We start from the raw sequence: 19,540 nt of genomic DNA on the forward strand, positions 1-19,540 counted from the left end.
CTTACAACAGCACTTCTTTCTTCAGATCTTCCAGGCTCTTGATCGCCCGATCAGCGTTACGGCGGAGGAGATCATACGTCTCAATCGAAGCGTCGCCTCGGAGCTGCCCCTGGACGATCATATCGGCTGCCAGCACCAGCACTGTGAGACACTGAATGAGTTCTGTCGCTGCCGCCGATCCGGTCAGACGATATTCGCGCAGGCGCCGCAATGCGTCTTCTGCCTGACGCGCATTCGGTTGCAGCCAGATAAGGAACGACTGCGATGCAACGCCGTCGGTTTGCCCCTGCACCATCATATCGGCGGCGCTGGCAAGCACGGTCAGCGACTTGCTGAGCTGACGCATGATCGCCTGGAGCGCCGCACGACGATGACTGCTTTTGTGCATGTCAGGCGACGACGACTGTGCTTGGATCAGCACGACCGACAGCGGAGGAGATGACTCTAGCATTATGATGCTCCTGCTTTGATTGGATGGACTCGACGTGGACTCTCCAGCATCGTTCCGGGGATGCTCAACATCCATAGATGAAAGCCGTTATCGCATAAACAAAGATGAACGTCGTTATTGAATGAATAGATTGTCATTTCCATTATAAGTGATTATACCGTTTGACAACCAATAGAAGCAACGCGCCATGAGTCCTGATGTGGAACAGTACTTACGCAGATCTGTCGTAGATCTGACCGGCGCGTATCTCTGCTACAATCATGGCTGAACACTGGCGTGGCAGGATGCAGAAATGCAGAGGATCGAACAAAACGCCGCGCGCGGCGCGAGCGTATTTCCGGCGCATGATATGGCGCTGGCGACCGGCAGAACGCTCAGCATGGCGCTGATACTTGGCGCGCTGATGCTCGCGCCGCGCGCGTTCGGGCTTGCCGATTTTCTCACAACCGATGAGGCGTACCACTGGATCCGCTTCACCGAACGATTCGACGCGGCGCTCTCCCATGGTCGCTGGGCGGATACCATCTATGTCGGGCATCCCGGCATCACCATGTTCTGGCTGGGGCGCATCGGGCTGATGCTCGAGCGCGCCGCGCGCGAAATAGGCTGGATTGGCGCAACGACGATGGTCGAGCATCTCGCCTGGCTTCGGCTGCCGGGCGTGATCCTGCAGGCGATCTTCGGTGTGACTGCATGGCTCTTGCTGCGTCGCCTTGTCGATCCGCTGGTCGCGCTGATCGCATCATTTTTGTGGGCAATGTCACCCTATTTGATCGCCCATGGTCGTGTGCTGCATCTCGATGCGCTTCTGACCGGTCTGATCACGCTGAGCCTGCTCTTGCTGCTCGTATCCTGGAGACAACAGCAGGCGGGCGAGGGCGGATGGGCGACGTTGCTCGGTTCCGGGGCGCTGACCGGACTGGCGTTGCTGACGAAGGGTCCGGCGCTCATTTTCCTGCCATTTAGCGGCATGCTCCTTTTTGCGCTCGTACCAACCGATGCACCGTCTTCCCGGCATGAAAGCGCCATGCTGTGGAGTGCATCAGGCCTTGCCCATCGCCTGCGGTACGCCGTTGTGCGGTACGGTGCATGGCTGGCAATCGCGCTCGGTGTTGCATTCGTGGGATGGCCTGCGCTGTGGGCGGCGCCGGGCGCAGCAATCCAGGCATATGCCGATGAGATTATCTTCAACGGCGGACGACCCAATGGCGATGGGCAGTTCTTCAATGGCCAGGCGGTCGGCGATCCCGGCGTCTGGTTCTATCCTGTCGCAAGTCTGTTTCGCACAACGCCGGCAATGCTGCTCGGGTTGTTGATGTTCGGCGCCTTCGCCATCTTCGATGCCTGGCGTTTCCGAAAACGAGGCGATACGCCGTTCGATAGCCGATACCGCATTCTTGTCGTCCTGATGGCTTTTGCCGCATTCTGGACTCTGGCGATGACCCCGGGGGCGAAGAAGTTCGACCGGTATGTGCTGCCGATCTGGCCCGCGCTGCTCGTTCTGGCTGCCACCGGGATCGCGCGCGGATACGTCGCGGCGCAGGGGTGGCTTGCTCGCCGCGCCATGATCATGCCACGCAGCGGCGCATGGTTGGCACGCATTCCGCTGGCAGCGATGCTAACGCTCGGCATCGCCGAGGTCGGTCAGGTTGTCTGGTATCACCCGTACTACCTGAGTTATTACAATCCCCTCCTGGGGGGCGGTCCCGTCGCACAGCGGATGTTTCTCATCGGATGGGGCGAAGGAATGGATCAGGCGGGCGCATGGCTGAGCGCTCGACCCGATATTGGATATGGACCGGTGATTTCGGCATTGAGACCAACCCTGCAACCGTTCGTGCCCGTCGATGTCCGGGACATTACCGACCTGGGAACATTGCCGGTCAATTACGCCGTTGTGTACCTGGAGTCGGTGCAACGGGGCGCGCATCCTGAGATTTACCGGCAGTTCGAAGCGATGACGCCGATCCACACGATCACCATCCATGGGATCGAATACGCGAACATCTACCAGTTGCCGCGTCCGTATGATCAGGCGGTCCATGCGCGTTTTGGCGATAGCATCGCGCTGCACGGATTCACCGTCGAAGCGGCGCACGACCATGTAACGGTGACGCCATCCTGGGGAGCGCTCGTATCTCCGACGCGCGATTACATGGTGTTTCTTCAGATGATCGACGCCCAGGGGCGGCGTGTCGCCGGCATCGATGTACCGCCGGCCGGCGTTGGCGGCCTGCCAACCAGCGCGTGGCTGGCCGGGCAGCAGGTGGCTGTGCCGCTGCCGCTGCCATTATCCGCCGGTCTTCCCGCCGGAACGTATGAGATCGTAATCGGACTGTACGATGCGAACAGTGGTGAACGACTGCCCATCAGCAGCGGCAGCACGGCGAATCCGGCGCGCGCCGGACCACACGCGCTGCGGCTGACGACGATAACCCTGCCATAATAAAGCAGGGGGACACGCTGCTGGAACACGGGTTGAGCGATCATAGACACAAAGGAGTCGAGAAACGATGAAAAAGGCGCTGGTGCTCTCAGGGGGCGGCGGTCGCGGCGCCTATCATGTCGGGGTGATCGAAGCGCTGGTCGAACGTGGCTGGATGCAGGATGGCAAAGGACCCGACATTCTTGCCGGAACATCAATCGGCGCCATCAACGCCGCAGCGCTGGCGTCGGGACTCACTGTCGCCGACCTCAAGGCGCGCTGGCTCGACATGCACACCGAGGATGTCCATCGTCTGTCGAGCGATCTGCCCGCCATCAGTCGTCCCCTGGTTCGCTTTTTGATGCACAGCGTCCTGACATCGGAGGCGCATGGCGGTGCGCCGGCGGCGCTGCCGCCGGACGAGCGCACGATGAGCGCCGAGGGACTGCTCAAGCGCATCAACAACGTCTTTCGCAGCCGACCGTTTCGCAGCCTGCTCGATACCACCCCCTGGCATCATACTCTCAGCCGCTGGATGAACTTTGATCGGATCAACTCGCCGGATGCGCCCGCACTGCTGCTGACCGCCACCGACCTGCAATCCGGCGACCTGCGCGTCTTCTGCAACCGACCGCTGCGCGACCATCCGGCCGACACGATCACCATCGATCATTTGATGGCGTCATCGAGCATTCCAACCGTCTATCCATGGACGGCGATCGACGGTCGCAAATACTGGGATGGCGCGGTGCTGGCAAATACGCCGCTGGGTCCGGTGATCGACCTTGCAGCCGGAGAAGATGTCGATATCGTGGTCGTCATGATGACGCCATGGGACGTTGATCCCGAATCAATGCGCCGGCAATTGCAGGAGGTTCCGCAAGACCTGGTGCAGGCATTGTCGCTGACGCTCGATTGGGCGTTGCTGGCATCCTATCGCACCGCCATCAAAATGCTGCGCTCCTACAATCGGCTGGCAGAGGCGGCGAACAAACTGGAGCGCGCTGCCCAACAGACCGGCAACGCCGAACTGCGGATGGAGGGAAGCATTCCGCGCATCATTGCCGAACCGCTGGTCATTGCGCCACAACAACTGATGCCACTGGAGTGGATCATCGACTACGAAGAACGCAACCATCAGACGTTGTTCGAGATGGGGCGCAATGACGCCCTGCGCGCATTCGACCGGCGTCTGCTCGATCATCTGCTGGACCAGCCATGATCGACCTTCACATCCACACCAACGCCACACCCCATCACGCGACGTGGACGCCGGAGACGCTGGCGGACGCAGCAGCGCGCGCCGGTCTGCGCGTGATCGCCGTCGCCGACCACAACACCACTGCTGGCGTGTGTGCAGCACAGAAAGCTGGCGCGCGCCATGGCGTGCGGGTGATTTCCGGCGTCGAGATCGACAGCGGGTTTCCCGCTGGTCGTTCCGATGACCTGTTACCATTCAAACTCTGGCATGTGCTCGTGTACGGCGCCGACCCCGACGCGCCTCAATTGCAGGCGCTCTGCCGCTCGGTGGAAGAGCGCAATCGGGCCGATGCTGAGGCGCTGCGCCATTTCCTGACAGATGCAGGGTTTCGTCTGGTTGGCATTGATGCCCTGAACCATCCGCCAAACGTCGCTGACATCGGAACGGCGCTCGGCAGGTCGAACGACCTGCCTGATCGCAGTCCCGACGATACTGACGAAAGTGCAGGAATGCGCTATATCCTGACCCAATTACCCGGCGCTTATCGCCCTCCCGCCGTCGATGAAATCATCGCCGTTGCGCATGACGCAGGCGGCGTGGCAGTGCTGGCGCACCCCGGTCGCTCGAAAGGGGTGTACGCCATACCGGCGACTGCGGAGGATATTGCTGCGATGGCGGCAGCGGGGCTGGATGGCATCGAAGTCTATTACCCGACCCACCGTCCCGATCAGGTGACAATGTATCGGCGCCTGGCGCAACGGCACGCATTGCTGATCACAGGCGGATCCGACTCGCACCATCCAGACCAACCACTGGCGCATTGGCCCGTGGCATGGTGCCAGGATTTCCTGGAGAGGCTGGGGGCAGGCAGGATTACGAAGTGATTACGATAGTTTCAGCGTTGCTGAGCAACTGTAAAAGTATGCTAGAATAGCAGTATCGTTACCGGCTGTTCCGGCGTTTTTATCTATAACAGAGCACAGCCGCTGAAAAGCCGCGAGTTCTCAAGCGACTCCCAGGCAAAGTTACGCTACCCAAATCCGCCGATGGCGAGGTGATGGCTGGTCACTCCGTGGTTTGCAAAGGATAGTGGAGGCGTTCATATGTCTCAGACAGCAGAACGATCACACAACGGCCACAACAGTGATACGGTCTTGATTGTTGAAGATGACGCGGCCACCCGGCGTCTCTACAAGTTTCTGTTGTCAAACGGCGGTTACCTCGTCCTGGAAGCCGAAGACGGCGTGGCGGCAGTCGAAGTGTTACAACGCCACCATTGCGACATGGTGATCACCGACATGAATATGCCGCGCATGGACGGGCTGGACCTCATCCGGGCCATCCGAAAGGATTTTGGCGACATCTACGTTATTCTCATCACGGCATTCGGCACGCCCGATACGCAAAAGCAGGCTATGCGCCTCGGCGCCAACGATTATCTTGCAAAACCGTTCGACTTCGAAGAACTCGAACGACGGGTTCATACCTACTTCCAGAACCGTCAGCGCCCTCTCGCACCATAATTGGCTCTGCACCCCTCCCACCGGAAGACCAACCGCGCTTGATCGGCGCGGTTTTTGCGTTTGTTGCCAGATGTGTCTCGAAACTGGTACTATGGTACGTAACGGAAATGACCGCGCGCTGTAATGCATGACGGTTTACTGATACCAGAGCGCGGTTGTTCATACACTACTGCTCCACGTGGACTGAGCCTTTGAACATCTTGTATGACTGACCGCGATTGAGCAAAACATAATGAAGCGAGGCGTTCATGAGCCGCTCTGTTTCAACCAGCACTGACCCCGTATGTGTGCTGATCGTCGAAGACGATCCAATGGTCAGCAGTTTTTGCACACGCTTGTTGCAGATGAAAGGGTATACAGTCAGGACGGCGTTCAACGGACGGGAAGCCTTAGATATCCTTCAGACCCATCAGTTCGATCTGGTGCTCACCGATCTGCAAATGCCCGAGATGGGCGGCATGGCGCTGCTGCGGGAAATGCGCAACCATTACCCGGATATTGACACGATTATGTTTACGGCGTATGCGACGGTCGAAACCGCACGAGAGGCGCTGAAATTGGGCGCGTTCGATTACCTGACGAAGCCGTTCAGCGTCGATGAACTCGAACGAACCGTTCGTCGCGCAGCCGAATGGCGGCGGGTGCGCCAGGAGCGGCAACGCCTCTCTGAAGTCGTCGCCCTGTATGAGATCAGTCAGACGTTCACCAGTACGCTCGATACCGAAACCGCCGTGCGCGAAATTGTTGAATTACTCTGGCGACGCTTCTCACCGGCGGCACTTTCGCTGTCGCTGGTGCATCCCGACGATAAAGAACTCGAATTGCTCGCCCATCGGGGAGCATCGCCGCGCACTGCGGTCGGCGCTCGCGTGCCGATCCGGCAGGGGGTCTGTTGCGAGGCGCTCTTTGAAGGGCATGCGCGACTGGTCGATAATCCCGAAGCGGTTGACCCTTCCCACGTTGTGCGGCTTGTCTTGCGCAGTAATGATCAGCCGGTTGGCATTCTTAACCTGAGCCGCGCCCCCGATCAACCTGCATTCGACGGCGACGACCGCACCCTCCTGGCGATCTGTGCATCACAAATTGCCGCTTCACTCGACAACAGCCGCCTCTACCGTCAACTGAAACAACAGAATCTCGAAACCATCGCTGCACTGGCAGCCTCGATCGACGCGCGCGATCCGTATACTGCCGGGCATTCGTTGCAGGTGATGCGCTACGCCGTGCGCCTTGGCGAGGTCGTTGGTCTGGAACGTGACCGCATCGAGGCGCTGCGCTACGGCGGGTTGCTCCACGATATCGGCAAGATCGGCGTGCCAGACGCAATTCTGCTGAAACCGGCGCGCCTGTCGCTCGAAGAGATGGAGATTATGCGCGCACATGCAGTGGTTGGCGTCGAGATCGTGCGCGGCATCAAGGCGCTGCGCGCCGTGCTGCCGATCATTCGCCATCACCACGAACGGATTGATGGCGCTGGCTATCCCGATGGACTGTCCGGCGATCAGATACCACTCGAAGCCCGGATTATGGCCATCGCCGATGCATACGATACCATGACCTCGGATCGCGCCTACCGCCGCGCGATGAGCCAGGACGAGGCGATTGCCGAACTGCGGTGCGGGCGCGCGACGCAGTGGGATGCCGACCTGATCGACCGCTTCATCGATCTGTTGCACGCCGAGGCGCGCCTGTTGCGCCTGCCGCATCCGCGCGTCGCACAGATGTCACTCGAACGGGCAACGGTGCACATTCCTCAGATCGTGTTGCCGCCGTTCTGATGCGCTTGACAAACATCACGCCTGTCGGTACCATAAAGAACGAGTGCAGCAGTTTCATGGTCAGGCGCTGTTGGTCGCTCTCCGCATATGCCTGATTCTGTCTGCATCGCGTTTCTGTGTCCCGCTGGTCTGCCAGGCTCCGAAGTCTCCTGGTGCAACGAAAGGATCGGTTCAGTGAAGATTTCCGGCAGTTACACGATCGACGCGCCGCGTGACATCGTGTGGGAAGCGCTGAACGATATCGAGGTATTGGCGCGTGTCGTTCCAGGGTGTGAACGCCTCGAGCAAGTAGGCGACAACGAATACGAAGGAACGATCAAGATCGGCATCCAGGCGATCCGCGGCGTCTACAACGGGCGCATTCGCATTGAAGATATTGACCCGCCCAACCATTATAAACTGATTGCCAGCGGGAAAAGCGCCAACGGCGTGGTTGATGGCGTCGGCACGGTTGATCTGGTGAGCCAGGACGGTAAGACGCTGCTCATGTACGGCGGCGAGGCGCAGGTCGGCGGAACGCTGGCAAGCGTCGGTCAGCGCCTGATCGAAGGCGCATCGCGCCAGTTGATCAATCAGTCGCTCAAGGCGCTCGCCGAGCAAGTGGCAACCCGCGTCGCCGCTCCGATCGCCGCTGGCGCGCCTCCTCCCGCTGTCGAAGCGCCCGCTGCGGCGGGTGTTGAAGCGCCCGCCGCCGCAGCGCCCCCTACACCTGAACGGCGGACGGTGGTGGTGCCCCCTGAAGAACAGTTGCGTCCTGAGTCGGTTATCTTCGGCATTGTCAACGATTTCATCGCTGAGCGCCCCTGGGCGCCCTGGATTATCGTCGCCTTCCTGATCGGCTACATTCTCGGTCGGTCGCGCAGCCGCCGGGAACGCTAGCATATCCCCCGCTTCCGTAGTCTAGAGGTATCCGCTGCTCAATGAGGAGGTGTCAACAGTGGCAACGATCACGGTTACGGTCAACGGCAAGTCGTATACCAGCCACGTCGAGCCGCGCACGTTGCTCGTTCACTACCTGCGCGAGCACCTGAACCTCACCGGCACGCATATCGGCTGCGATACCAGCCAGTGTGGCGCATGCGTGGTGCTGGTCGACGGTGTCAGCGTTAAGTCGTGTACGATGCTGGCAGTGCAGGCTGATGGCGCGAATGTGCTAACCATCGAAGGTCTGGCGCAGAATGGGCGCCTGCATCCGCTTCAGGAAGGGTTCTGGGAGCGCCACGGCTTGCAGTGCGGCTACTGCACGCCGGGCATGATCATGGCTGCCTACGACCTGCTGCAGCAAAATCCGAACCCGACCGATGAAGAGGTGCGTCACGGGCTGGAAGGGAACCTCTGTCGCTGCACCGGCTATCACAACATTGTGCGCGCTGTACAGTACGCCGCTGCAAAGATGCGCGGCGAAGAGGTGACGGCATAAGAGTCGCTCTGCCTGGCTGGAACAACCGCACCTGTTGCTTGACTTCTGGTTTTCTCCGCACTAGAAGGGAACAAAACAGCAATGACGGCTGAAACGATGCCAACGCGGCTGGTGGGTCAGGCGATCAAGCGCCGCGAAGACCCACAATTGATCACAGGACAGGGCAGATTCCTCGACGACATCAAACTCCCGGGCATGACGCACGCCTGCGTGCTGCGCAGCCCCTATGCCCACGCAAAAATCAAATCCATCGACACGAGTAAAGCCAAAGCCCATCCGGGAGTGATCGCCGTCTTCACCGGCGAAGATATGCTCGACCTCAACCCGCTGCCGTGCGCCTGGCAGGCGGGGCGCGTGACGAACAACGTCAACACGCCGCGCGTCCTGGCAGTCGGCGAGGTGCGCTTCGCCGGCGATCCGGTCGCGCTGGTGATTGCCGAGGATCGCTACATTGCACGCGATGCCTGCGACCTGATCGAGGTCGAGTATGAGCCGCTGCCGGTGGTGGTGGACGCGAAGAAAGCCACCGAACCCGGCGCGCCGCAACTCCACGAGAATGCGCCGAACAACATCGTTATGGAATGGGATGCGGGCGACAAGGCGAAAGCCGATGCCGCCATCGCCGCCGCTGAGGTGGTGGTGCACGAGCAGATTATCAATCAGCGCCTCATTCCAACACCAATGGAAACCCGCGGCGCCATTGCGCGCTATGAACCGGCAACCGGCGAGTTCACCCTCTGGACGACCTCGCAGGCGCCGCATGTCATGCGTCTGCTGCTGACGGCGTTCGTCTTCGGCATTCCCGAAACGAAACTGCGTGTCATCTCGCCGAATGTCGGCGGCGGCTTCGGGCAGAAGATTTTCTGCTACAACGACATGGCCTTTACGATGTGGGCGGCGCGCAAGATCGGTCGCCCGGTCAAGTTCGTCGAGGACCGCAGCGAGAACTACAAGTACTCGACCCACGGGCGCGACCACATCACCGATGTCGAGATCGCCGGCAACCGCGACGGCACGATCACCGGGCTGCGCGTCACCACCTACGCCAACCTTGGCGCCTACCTCAGCACGATTGCGCCTGGCATCCCGACGACTCTCTACGGGCGGATCATTACCGGCGTCTACCGCATTCCCGCTGCTCATGTCAAAGTGTACGGCGTCTACACCAATACGGCAATGGTCGACGCCTACCGCGGCGCCGGTCGTCCCGAAGCGTCGTACCTGATCGAACGCATGGTCGACCGCTTCGCCGCCGAGATTGGGATGGATCCAGCAGAGGTGCGGCGCAAGAACTTCATCCCGCCCGACGCCTTCCCCTACGACAATGGCCTGGGGTTGCTCCCATACGATAGCGGCAACTACGAAGCAGCACTCAACAAGGCGCTTGAGATCGTCGGATACGCCGACTTCCGCAGGCAGCAGGAAGAGGCGCGCAAACAGGGCAAATACCTGGGGCTTGGGCTCAGTTCGTATGTCGAAATCTGCGGCGTCGCGCCGAGCAAGTGGATCGGTCTCCCCGGCGAAGGGTGGGGCGCCGGTTTGTGGGAGAGCGCCAATGTGCGAATCCACTTGACCGGCACGGTCGTGGTGACCACCGGGTCCCTGCCGCATGGGCAGGGGGTCGAGACCACCTTCGCCCAGATCGTCGCCGACGAACTCGGGGTGCCGTATGACGACGTGGTGATCGAGCACTCCGACACGGCGGGCACGCCGTTTGGCTACGGCACCTACGGATCGCGCTCGCTGGCGGTCGGCGGCACGGCGGTCTACCGCAGCGTGGCGAAGATCAAGGAAAAGGCGAAGAAGATCGCCGCGCACATGCTCGAAGCCAACCCCGACGACATGGTGTACGAAAATGGGCGCGTCTACGTCAAGGGGTCGCCCGACCGCGCGAAGACGCTGGCGGAGATCGCGCTCCAGGCGTCGGTGGCATACGACCTGCCGGAAGGTATGGAACCCTTCCTCGACGAAACCAGCTACTATGATCCGCCGAACTGCACCTTCCCCTTCGGCACGCACATCGCCATTGTCGAGGTGGACCCCGATACCGGCATCGTCGATCTGAAACGCTACGTGGCGGTCGATGACTGCGGCAACGTCATCAACCCGCTGGTCGTCGATGGACAGATCCACGGCGGCATCGCCCAGGGCGTGGCGCAGGCGCTCTACGAGCGCGCCGTGTACGACGAGAACGGGCAATTGATCAGCGGCACGCTCATGGACTACGCCGTTCCCGCAGCGCATATGCTGCCGCCGTTCGAGACGGCGCGCACCGTCACTCCCAGCCCGGTCAACCCGATGGGAGTAAAAGGCGCCGGCGAGGCGGGAACGATTGCCAGCGCACAAGCGGTGATGAATGCGGTCATCGACGCGCTTTCGCCGTTCGGCGTCAAGCACATGCAAATGCCGGCGACTCCGGAAAACGTGTGGAAGGCGATCCGTTCGGCGCAGGCGACTTCCTGATGTTATAGAGCGATCGCTGAGTATGGAAAAGGCTGCACCAGACGACTATCGCGCGGTTGGCGTTGGCTTCGACAGGCTCAGCCAACGCCAACCGCTCCCCATGTGCAGTCCAGATGTTCCAGGACGGCGTGATCGCTCTATTCGAGTTGACGCAAAGAAAGGCGTAATGACTGCGAAACGCTGCGATTTCGCATCAACCTCGCTGAGAAATACAGTACGAAATCGTTGTTGCGCATCCGGCGCGTCCGTTGGGTGCGCATACCTGAAACTAAGGAGCATTGCTCATGATACCGGCACCCTTTCAGTATTTTGCGCCCAGAACAGTCAACGAGGCGATCGGGTTGCTCCAGCAGCACGGCGACGATGCTAAACTCCTGGCAGGCGGTCACTCGCTGCTGCCGGCGTTGAAACTGCGCCTGGCGCAACCTGCCGTGCTGATCGACATCAGCCGCGTCTCGGAACTGAAGGGCATCACGGCGAACGGGGATCGTCTGGTGATCGGCGCCAGCGCAACCTACCACGAGATCGCAACGAACGACGCAGTCCGCACCGGCTGCCCCGTCCTCGCCGAGTGCGTCGGTCAGATCGGCGACATTCAGGTGCGTAATCGCGGAACTATCGGCGGTTCACTGGCGCACGCCGATCCCGCCGCCGACCTGCCGGCCGTCGCGCTGGCGCTTGGCGCAACGTTCAACGTCATGGGTCCGACCGGTGCGCGCAGCATTGCCGCCGACGATATGTTCGTCGCCATGCTGACGACGGCGCTCTCGTCGGATGAAGTGATCACGACGGTCATCTTCCCCATCCTGGGCAAAGGCGAAGGCGCGGCATACGCCAAACTGCGCCACCCGGCATCGCGCTACGCGATCGTCGGGGTTGCGGCGTATGTCAAACTCGATGGCGGGACCGTCTCCGCCTGTCGCATCGGCGTCACCGGCGCCGGCTCGGTTGCGGTGCGGCAGCCGGACGCCGAAGCCGCGCTCGTCGGCACATCCGGCGACGACGCAGCCGTAGCGGCGGCGGCAAGCGCCGCCGGCGACGGGGTCGATTACCTGGGGGACATCCACGCATCGGCGGAGTACCGCCAGGCGATGGTGAAAGTCTACACCCGCCGCGCGCTGACCGAGGCGGTGCGCCGGGCGCGGGGGTAGGCAGAGGTAAGAGGCGAGAGGCGAGAGGCAAGAGGCGAGAGGCAAGAGGCGAGAGGCGAGAGGCAAGAGGCGAGAGGCAAGAGGCGAGAGGCAAGAGGCGAGAGGCAAGAGGCGAGAGGCGAGAGGCGAGAGGCGAGAGGCGAGAGGCGAGAGGCGAGGAGCAGCAGCGGCTATCGATGCCAGCTTGAGCTTTGTGGTTCGCACGAAGGCGCAGAGGGGGCGAAGGTCTCGTGCGCACCACGCCCGCGCGCGCCCGCATCACCCAAAGGCGCGAAAGCGCAGAGGGGGCGAAGGTCTCGTGCGCACCACGCCCGCGCGCGCCCGCATCACCCAAAGGCGCGAAGGCGCAGAGGGGGCGAAGGTCTCGTGCGCACCACGCCCACGCGCGCCCGCATCACCCAAAGGCGCGAAGGCGCAGAAGGGGCGAAGGTCTCTTGCGCACCACGCCCACGCGCGCCCGCATCACTCAAAGGCGCGAAAGCGCAGAGGGGGTGAAGGTCTCTTGCGCACCACGCCCACGCGCGCCCGCATCACCCAAAGGCGCGAAGGCGCAGAGGGGGCGAAGGTCTCTTGCGCACCACGCCCACGCGCGCCCGCATCACCCAAAGGCGCGAAAGCGCAGAGGGGGTGAAGGAGCGCTCCTGTGTCTTTGCGTATGTGCGGGGCGGCGTGCGCAGGACGCTGCGGGCTGAGGTCCCTTGCTGAGGACGTGGAGGGCTTGTCACATACGAATCGGGTTCTCTCTTTCTGCAACTCCTCGCGCGCAAATGGAAAGACGTGAAAGGGCTTGCCCCATACGATTCGAGTAGCACAGGCTATTCTGAATTGCCATTCTGTCGCTGAACAGCGGAAGGGCGGGTCTATACCTATAGAGCGATCACCTGCAACCTGGACAATCAAGGATGTGGCGCGGCTGACGTTGGCTTCGACAGGCTCAGCCAACGTCAGCCGCAAGCCGGTCAACACGGGCAATGATCGGGCAACATCGGGTTGTTCGCTCTACGAGACCGCGCCCTGTCACCTGGTTGCCCTGCCATCGAGCGCGCCGCGAACAGACACGTCGGGGGGCGACCACGACTCAGACCGCGCCCTGTCACCTGGTTGCCCTGCCATACCCGTCCTGCGCCTGCGGCGCACGCTGCTGCGTTGACCGTGTGTTGGGTAAGGTATGGCGAGCCACTCCTTATTATTACCGCTCGATATGTCTAACAGGGGATTACATGGATACACCCGTGCCAACCGGCACATTCTGTGGCTATGCCTTGACCGACCTTCACCCTGAAACCATCAGGATGAAAACGCTCGCTGAGCAGCATCTTCACGCGATCTACCACTTGCCAGCAGGCATTCCTGTCATAAAGTGAAAGATTGAAGTAACTGACGTGCTGCTTGGGGATCACGAGAGTGTGACCAGGTATAGATGAGGATTTTTCCAAAACAGCATAGGCGTTAGCAGACTCGGTCAACAAATCACAATTACCTGCCGGAGCACAGAAAGAACAGGATTCATTTGCCTGCAACTGATTAATATGACGATACCGGTAAATTTCGCAATGATCAGTGCGCAAGATGCTTTGGTAGGGCAACGTGACTTGGCATTGATAAACGTTCTTGTGATATTTGAAGTGGTTGCGAAAACCTTCACGCTGAATATCGCGGCGAACGGCAAAGTACGCGCTTCCGGTTGGATATAGCAATTCCGAGATAGCCATCAACACATGAGACTGCTCCTCTGGAAGCAACACATTCAAGACATACAGGCATATAATTGTATCGAACTTTCCCTTTGGGACATTGGGCGCATAGTAAGGATCATAACCAGTAACATCGTGGCCTTGCTTCTTTAGGTGATTGACATCTACTCCCAATCCGCATCCAAAATCAAGCACTCGTCCGTTGATTAGCCCTCGTGTGAGCAGATGCCTGAGCGGGAAGGATGCCTGAGTACGCTCTTTGACAGTAAGATGGCTATGAGGGTTATGAATTGAACGAAAGACGAGATTCATTTGAAGTTCCCCCTGATAACGATGTAGACTGAGGAATATACACCCAGTCGGATGGGAAGCCCATGTTTCTAGCAATCTGAATTTGTGGAGCAATTGAATTAAAGAGGGTTCTTCCAAAGGATTCGAGATCCATTCGCAAAAAATCATCCTGAGACGCAACCTTGAAAAGTAAAACATGATCTTCGAGCAGTCTCGAAAATGAAGGCTTTCCCGAAATAATCTTCACAGCTTCAAATTGTGCAGCAGAAAAGGAACCAAAATATCGGTCAATGTTCGGAAGATTGTCGCTCTTGGAAGAATTAGCCGATCTACTGGCAGGCACAATGTTCCAGAGAGCGTCGTGCGTGACAAAGCTCCAGGGTATGAAGTGATCAAGCGTAAATTGACCCCTTCCCAGTTTGGAATCCGAATAGATACACTCCAACCAACCTTTTTGTTCTAAAATAATATTCCAGAACTCCCGTGCCTGCCTTAGATCTCTTTCTTGCGGCTCAAACAACTTCCCTGCAATATTCGGCACATTCGGATTGTTCTTTTGCAGGTATTGAACGAGATGCCAAAGACAAAAACCTCTCAGGATGGACATGTTCTGCTGGAGATAATCAAACCACAGCGGTTGAATCTCGATGCATAGTTGCTGAAGTTCTACAAATCGATACAGGCAAGGAGATACAGGGTCATGAAACATAGAAAAAGCCAGACCCACGATGCGACTATTGACCTCTGTGTCTCTGACACATCTCAGATCCTGTGCGAAGAATGGACGAAGGAAGCGATAGGGGACATATCGAGCGAGCATCAGTATTGATCTGCCCAGATCATCGCCACTTGAGACATGTCTCATCACAGTCTCAGCGATGAGATCAGCAGCAGCATTCATCGGCAATCCGGCGCGTTTTCCCAATAGCACCGCAATATCGCCCAACCGATCCTGCTTGCCACACGAGAGGCGAAAATAATTGGCAGGGTACCAGACCATGACGAGCATATGTGCCAGAAGATCAAGAATGGGCAACGTTCGCCTTTGCTCATCCTTTATCTTTTCTAGAATGGACAGAAACCAATAGAACTTGTACGAGTTTGTCACATCGTTGAAACTCGCCGCCAGAGCAGAAATTGGAAGATGAGATGAGTAGGGTAAGGGATACATAAACTGGCAGTCTGTAAAGAGGTTTATGTTTTGTTGTATTTATTACCGTTCGGGAGATGGAAAGGTTACTTGTCATTCGTTCCATATGAAGAGCGCAACACGCTGCGGATCGATGTCTGCTCGCTGAGCACTCTCATTGAGCACGCGCGGCAGCTTGAAACGTTTGTCACGGAGTGGCGGCAGGCTTTCGGGCAATGCCGCCAGTGCGCTCATGACAGCCCGCCGGAACGAACTGTTATTCCCGCTGACCAGAACGGGATAGAGCATTGGGGCATCGCATATGCGATCCACACACGCACTGGTATGCTCCGCCAGCAACCGCCGGCGATTGGCCGGACTCATGTGGAGCAGGCTGGCAAAAAACACGCCAAATGCAGATTTTCCTGCACCATAGGGTCCAATTAATGAGAACGCCCGGCTTGGCGCTTCTGGGCTTAATCCTGCAATGATCCGTTCTGCGGTGTGCAAAACCAGCGGCGTGATCTGATAGTCGCGGATGCCAACACCCTGCGGCGACCAATCCCGCAGGAGATGGACCGAGCGCATATATCGCGGAGCAATCGGCAGGGATACGTTCCGGTGTGTCATGCTACATCTCTTGGAACGCGCGATCAAGCAGAAACTCAGCGACATCCGGCTCTTCTCCATTGGTCCAGGCGACCTGCCGAACGCCTGCCTGATCGGTGTAATAGGCGCGCCCGTCGGTCACCTCGTCCAACCGTTGGAGACGGCGCAACAATTCATCTTCCTCGATACGGAACACACGCCCTGGCGAACGAGGCGCATAGGCGAGATCGCTGAACGCAACCGTCGCGCGCTTGCTCGCCTGGAGCATCTTCAAAATGGCATAGGCGACCAGTGCATCCGGCAGACTTTCCTGGCGCCCCGACACCAGGCGGCGACTGTTTTGTCCTGGGAGCAATTGTATCAGATTAAGGCTGGTAAGCGGGCACAAGACCCTGTCTTCCTCATCCTGCTTAGGGGCGGTTGGCGGGAGATAACAGTTCAGCATGCATTCGACATCACGGGTCAGGGTTGCTTTGGAAGGGAGACGATGGTCGATTTCTACGAGGAATGATAGGATTTGTTGCACGAGATCTGAAGGTGCAAACTCACCGCCTTTGAGCAGATTGAACGTATAGTACCAGGTAAAAGCCGCTTCGGGGCGTGCTGCAATCTGCCAGTGCAGAAGCCAACTCGCTGCTGGTGTGGTGAGAAACGGGTCCCATCCGTCGTCCGCCAGAAGCTTCCTTCCCAACCAGGTAATGGTGTGGCTCGAACCATCAGGCGTTCGCTCGAATACCCCGCAAACCTTTCCCCAATAGCGGATTGACTGCGCCATATTCTTGCCGACTCCCAGAAGAACAAATGCATCTTCGCGGAAGAAAAGATCGGGGATTTCGAGCAGGACATCAAACGCTTTCTTGAGCCAGGTGCTGCGAAGCGCGAAGGTCTCGTGCCCACTGAATGTCAACGGAGCCGACACTGCAGGCGCACCGAGAGAAAGAGCATGCATGGACTAGAAGCCTTTCTCGAATCACGTCTATGGATACAGTAGCGTCCACAGAGGTGGAGCCTAACCAAACGCCTGCTCGCGCAGGCATATGCACACCAGGCGCCCTTCCGAAAGGCCCCAGCGCACGGGTGTGCCTCCAAACCACGCACATCCGGGAAACGAGCCCTGCGAGGTACGTAAGGGCGCGTCTGAGACCTGCCCTTGTGCGGTCCAGGCCGCCCGGTTCAAACTAGCCCTGAAGATTAACTACATATAATCGGCAAACCATGGCTGGCGGTTGAAACCGCGCCTTGGGGAGCGTGCGCGCCGGGCGTCCACCTGTGCGGTTCGGCACGCTCACCGCGCGTGGACGCCGCCGTTCCCGTCCGCGTTGGCGGAGGGTCGGCTGCAGGCCCATCAGGGGCGATTTCAATCACTGGTAACCGTAGCGTCGTTTCCTGACAACTCATGCCTGCACCCCATCGACAACGACTCCCTTGCCTCTCCCCCCGATCCATGCTATGCTACAATAATAACAATACTTGACCGGATCACTCGACTATGCGCATCTCCAGCAAAGGCGAATACGGTTTGCGCGCGCTGCTCGATCTTGCGCAGCGCGTCGGTGAAGGACCCATCCAGAGCCACGACATCCATCTCCGTCAGGGGATCGACGAGAACTACCTCAACCAGATTCTGATCCTGCTCCGCCGCGCCGGGCTGATCGAAAGCATCCGCGGTCCGCAGGGTGGTCATCGGCTGGCGCGCCCTCCGTCGCAGATCACGGTGCTCGACGCGCTTCTGGCGCTCGAAGGCCCATTGCTGACCTTCGACAGCGGACGGGACGCGCCTGCGCCAACCGAGCCGATGGATCGCGATCTTGTGCGCGAAGTATGGGACGGAGCGCGTGAAATGTTGGAGCGCTACCTGGCGAGCGTCACGCTCGAAGACCTCTGCCAGCGCAAGGCGCAACGCTCCGGCACGGTGATGTACTACATTTGAGTTACGAGACCATCAACCCCTGCGCTTCGAGCCAGAAGCGTCCCCACGCCATCAACCCCAGCATAATGGCAGTCAGCGCGAGAGCAACGGTCGCCGGGCGCGCCAGTTCGATCACCCGTGTCACGCGACCCTCGTAGTTCATCACCAGTGCGACGATCAGCAGGTTGACCAGGAACAAAATACCGACGATGCCGGTCCAGGCGACGATGGCGATGGGCCAGTAGGTGATGGCGACATTGCCGTAGATCGCGGCATGCACCAGCAACCCGAGCAGCAGCGCGCCGCCGAGTTCGCGCCAGTTGCCGATCACCCGCTGTTCCATGTCGGGGTCGCGCCGCAACGACAGGTTCAGCACGAGCAGGATCGCGACCGCCATCGCTGTGCCCATGCCGATGCCGGTGAGGGTGCGCAGTTCGTTGCGCGGCGTGTAGAGGTGCGGCAGGAACAGGTCAACGAAGAGGGAGTTGAAGCCGTCCACCGCCATAATGAAGACCAGCGCCGCCAGTGCGACGACGATCGCGGGAGGCGGCAGTTTTGCGGCGCGTTCGCGACCGAGCAGGACTAGATAGATGAAGGTCAGCAGAAAGCCGCTGTAGATGCCGGTGTTGCGGGCACAGAGCGGGAGTTGCTCGCCGCCGAGCGAGACGTTGTGTACCTGCGCGCAGACGCCGTGGACGGCGGCGTACATCTTCCAGTTCACCGGCGCGCCGGGCCACAGAAGCATCCCTGCCAGGATCGCGCCGAGCAGCCCAATGAAGGCGAAGCGCCACGTAATGTCGCGCCCGCTGCGTTCCCGTTCCCTGCGCGCGGCAATTTCGCGGCGCGCCAGTTCGATGATTTCTTCGCTCGTTCGTTCCATAGCGCCTCGCATCAGCGCAGCCGATCAACCTGCTCCCGCATCATGTCGAAGGTCATGATGCCGAGTTGCCGGTAGCCGATCGTGCCATCGCGGTTGATAAAGTAACTGACCGGAATATTCTTCGCACCGTACCGTTCCACAATGTCGCCGTCGGGGTTAGCGATGAGCGTGAACGTCAGATTGCGCTCACGCGCAAACGGAATGATCACATCCGGCAGTTCGAGACGGTTCACCCCCAGCACCACCACATCGCCGCGCTCATCGAGACGCTGCAAATCGGGCATTTCTTCCTCACACGGCGCACACCACGTAGCCCAGAAATTGATCACGACCTTTACATCGCGCAGATCACTCAGGCGGCGCGTCTCGCCATTCGCAAAGGTGAACGTGAAATCCGGCGCGACATCCCCCGGCGCAGGCACGCCGCCGCGGCGATCGACCAGCCGCGACTCGATTGCCACGCCCGGCGGAATATCAATCGGTGCGTCACCGTCAGACGATGATCCCGTGCGCTGCCCGCCGCACCCCGCCAGGGCCGCAGCCAGCGCCAGCAGCGCAACGGCGGTCCATCGCCGTATCAACTGCACTCTGGGAAAGTCTGACGCTCTACGTTGTC

General features: G+C 59.6%; 17 protein-coding genes. 10 read left to right on the plus strand and 7 right to left on the minus strand.

What is annotated here, in order from left to right; all coding sequences use genetic code 11:
* Nucleotide 1: 1 nt before the first annotated feature.
* Nucleotides 2-451 carry a hypothetical protein gene (locus AC3EA7_RS19535; protein ID WP_488615748.1) on the minus strand — a complete coding sequence of 150 codons (450 nt, stop codon included), beginning with the start codon at nt 449-451 and terminating at the stop codon, nt 2-4.
* 292 nt (nt 452-743) lie between these two features.
* On the opposite strand from AC3EA7_RS19535, the gene AC3EA7_RS19540 reads away from it, so the two are divergent.
* The 9 genes from AC3EA7_RS19540 (at nt 744) to AC3EA7_RS19580 (ending at nt 12,412) form a co-directional block, all read left to right on the plus strand.
* The gene (locus AC3EA7_RS19540) at nt 744-2,897 is read left to right on the plus strand and encodes a glycosyltransferase family 39 protein (protein WP_488615749.1); all 2,154 of its coding nucleotides are present in this window, start codon (nt 744-746) and stop codon (nt 2,895-2,897) included.
* Nucleotides 2,898-2,964: 67 nt separating this feature from the next.
* Nucleotides 2,965-4,098 (plus strand): patatin-like phospholipase family protein, encoded by a 1,134-nt coding sequence (locus tag AC3EA7_RS19545; protein ID WP_488615750.1) that lies wholly within the window; start codon nt 2,965-2,967, stop codon nt 4,096-4,098.
* Nucleotides 4,095-4,961, plus strand: coding sequence for a PHP domain-containing protein (locus AC3EA7_RS19550; RefSeq protein ID WP_488615751.1), 867 nt, complete (start codon nt 4,095-4,097; stop codon nt 4,959-4,961). Before AC3EA7_RS19545 ends, AC3EA7_RS19550 begins: the two co-directional genes overlap by 4 nt.
* A 219-nt stretch (nt 4,962-5,180) precedes the next feature.
* Complete coding sequence (locus AC3EA7_RS19555; protein WP_488615752.1) at nt 5,181-5,600, plus strand: response regulator; 420 nt, start codon at nt 5,181-5,183, stop codon at nt 5,598-5,600.
* Nucleotides 5,601-5,848: 248 nt separating this feature from the next.
* A complete protein-coding gene (locus AC3EA7_RS19560) occupies nt 5,849-7,378 on the plus strand; it encodes an HD domain-containing phosphohydrolase (RefSeq protein WP_488615753.1) in 1,530 nt (509 codons plus the stop codon).
* A 174-nt stretch (nt 7,379-7,552) separates the two neighbouring features.
* On the plus strand, nt 7,553-8,257 hold the full coding sequence (locus tag AC3EA7_RS19565) for an SRPBCC family protein (protein ID WP_488615754.1): 705 nt from the start codon (nt 7,553-7,555) through the stop codon (nt 8,255-8,257).
* Nucleotides 8,258-8,315: 58 nt separating this feature from the next.
* Nucleotides 8,316-8,798 (plus strand): (2Fe-2S)-binding protein, encoded by a 483-nt coding sequence (locus AC3EA7_RS19570; protein WP_488615755.1) that lies wholly within the window; start codon nt 8,316-8,318, stop codon nt 8,796-8,798.
* A gap of 81 nt (nt 8,799-8,879) precedes the next feature.
* On the plus strand, nt 8,880-11,261 hold the full coding sequence (locus tag AC3EA7_RS19575) for a xanthine dehydrogenase family protein molybdopterin-binding subunit (protein WP_488615756.1): 2,382 nt from the start codon (nt 8,880-8,882) through the stop codon (nt 11,259-11,261).
* A 284-nt stretch (nt 11,262-11,545) separates the two neighbouring features.
* Nucleotides 11,546-12,412, plus strand: a complete 867-nt coding sequence (locus AC3EA7_RS19580; protein WP_488615757.1) for an FAD binding domain-containing protein — start codon at nt 11,546-11,548, stop codon at nt 12,410-12,412.
* A 1,205-nt stretch (nt 12,413-13,617) separates the two neighbouring features.
* Here the strand turns inward: AC3EA7_RS19580 and AC3EA7_RS19585 are convergent.
* From AC3EA7_RS19585 to AC3EA7_RS19600, 4 genes are all read right to left on the minus strand, one after another.
* Nucleotides 13,618-14,418, minus strand: coding sequence for an HIT family protein (locus AC3EA7_RS19585; RefSeq protein WP_488615758.1), 801 nt, complete (start codon nt 14,416-14,418; stop codon nt 13,618-13,620).
* Nucleotides 14,390-15,433: an HNH endonuclease domain-containing protein gene (locus tag AC3EA7_RS19590; RefSeq protein WP_488615759.1), complete on the minus strand. Its 1,044-nt coding sequence runs from the start codon at nt 15,431-15,433 to the stop codon at nt 14,390-14,392. Before AC3EA7_RS19590 ends, AC3EA7_RS19585 begins: the two co-directional genes overlap by 29 nt.
* A 207-nt stretch (nt 15,434-15,640) precedes the next feature.
* Nucleotides 15,641-16,156, minus strand: a complete 516-nt coding sequence (locus AC3EA7_RS19595) for a hypothetical protein (RefSeq protein WP_488615760.1) — start codon at nt 16,154-16,156, stop codon at nt 15,641-15,643.
* A gap of 1 nt (nt 16,157) precedes the next feature.
* Nucleotides 16,158-17,084: a DUF4007 family protein gene (locus tag AC3EA7_RS19600; RefSeq protein WP_488615761.1), complete on the minus strand. Its 927-nt coding sequence runs from the start codon at nt 17,082-17,084 to the stop codon at nt 16,158-16,160.
* 540 nt (nt 17,085-17,624) lie between these two features.
* Between AC3EA7_RS19600 and AC3EA7_RS19605 the strand changes: the two genes are divergently transcribed.
* Entirely contained in the window at nt 17,625-18,065 is a 441-nt protein-coding gene (locus AC3EA7_RS19605) for an RrF2 family transcriptional regulator (RefSeq protein WP_488615762.1), read from the plus strand.
* 1 nt (nt 18,066) lies between these two features.
* Here the strand turns inward: AC3EA7_RS19605 and AC3EA7_RS19610 are convergent, their stop codons facing one another.
* Entirely contained in the window at nt 18,067-18,924 is an 858-nt protein-coding gene (locus AC3EA7_RS19610; RefSeq protein ID WP_488615763.1) for a DUF2085 domain-containing protein, read from the minus strand.
* Between the two features lie 11 nt (nt 18,925-18,935).
* Nucleotides 18,936-19,511, minus strand: coding sequence for a TlpA family protein disulfide reductase (locus AC3EA7_RS19615; protein WP_488615820.1), 576 nt, complete (start codon nt 19,509-19,511; stop codon nt 18,936-18,938).
* Between the last annotated feature and the right edge of the window lie 29 nt (nt 19,512-19,540).

It is taken from the genome of Roseiflexus sp. (assembly GCF_057785375.1).

What these genes read in the sequence shown, in the direction of transcription:
- AC3EA7_RS19535 (WP_488615748.1), bottom strand. Translation starts at nt 451, where the DNA reads ATGCTAGAGTCATCTCCTCCGCTGTCGGTCGTGCTGATCCAAGCACAG.
- AC3EA7_RS19540 (WP_488615749.1), top strand. Translation starts at nt 744, where the DNA reads ATGCAGAGGATCGAACAAAACGCCGCGCGCGGCGCGAGCGTATTTCCG.
- AC3EA7_RS19545 (WP_488615750.1), top strand. Translation starts at nt 2,965, where the DNA reads ATGAAAAAGGCGCTGGTGCTCTCAGGGGGCGGCGGTCGCGGCGCCTAT.
- AC3EA7_RS19550 (WP_488615751.1), top strand. Translation starts at nt 4,095, where the DNA reads ATGATCGACCTTCACATCCACACCAACGCCACACCCCATCACGCGACG.
- AC3EA7_RS19555 (WP_488615752.1), top strand. Translation starts at nt 5,181, where the DNA reads ATGTCTCAGACAGCAGAACGATCACACAACGGCCACAACAGTGATACG.
- AC3EA7_RS19560 (WP_488615753.1), top strand. Translation starts at nt 5,849, where the DNA reads ATGAGCCGCTCTGTTTCAACCAGCACTGACCCCGTATGTGTGCTGATC.
- AC3EA7_RS19575 (WP_488615756.1), top strand. Translation starts at nt 8,880, where the DNA reads ATGACGGCTGAAACGATGCCAACGCGGCTGGTGGGTCAGGCGATCAAG.
- AC3EA7_RS19580 (WP_488615757.1), top strand. Translation starts at nt 11,546, where the DNA reads ATGATACCGGCACCCTTTCAGTATTTTGCGCCCAGAACAGTCAACGAG.
- AC3EA7_RS19585 (WP_488615758.1), bottom strand. Translation starts at nt 14,418, where the DNA reads ATGAATCTCGTCTTTCGTTCAATTCATAACCCTCATAGCCATCTTACT.
- AC3EA7_RS19595 (WP_488615760.1), bottom strand. Translation starts at nt 16,156, where the DNA reads ATGACACACCGGAACGTATCCCTGCCGATTGCTCCGCGATATATGCGC.
- AC3EA7_RS19600 (WP_488615761.1), bottom strand. Translation starts at nt 17,084, where the DNA reads ATGCATGCTCTTTCTCTCGGTGCGCCTGCAGTGTCGGCTCCGTTGACA.
- AC3EA7_RS19605 (WP_488615762.1), top strand. Translation starts at nt 17,625, where the DNA reads ATGCGCATCTCCAGCAAAGGCGAATACGGTTTGCGCGCGCTGCTCGAT.
- AC3EA7_RS19610 (WP_488615763.1), bottom strand. Translation starts at nt 18,924, where the DNA reads ATGGAACGAACGAGCGAAGAAATCATCGAACTGGCGCGCCGCGAAATT.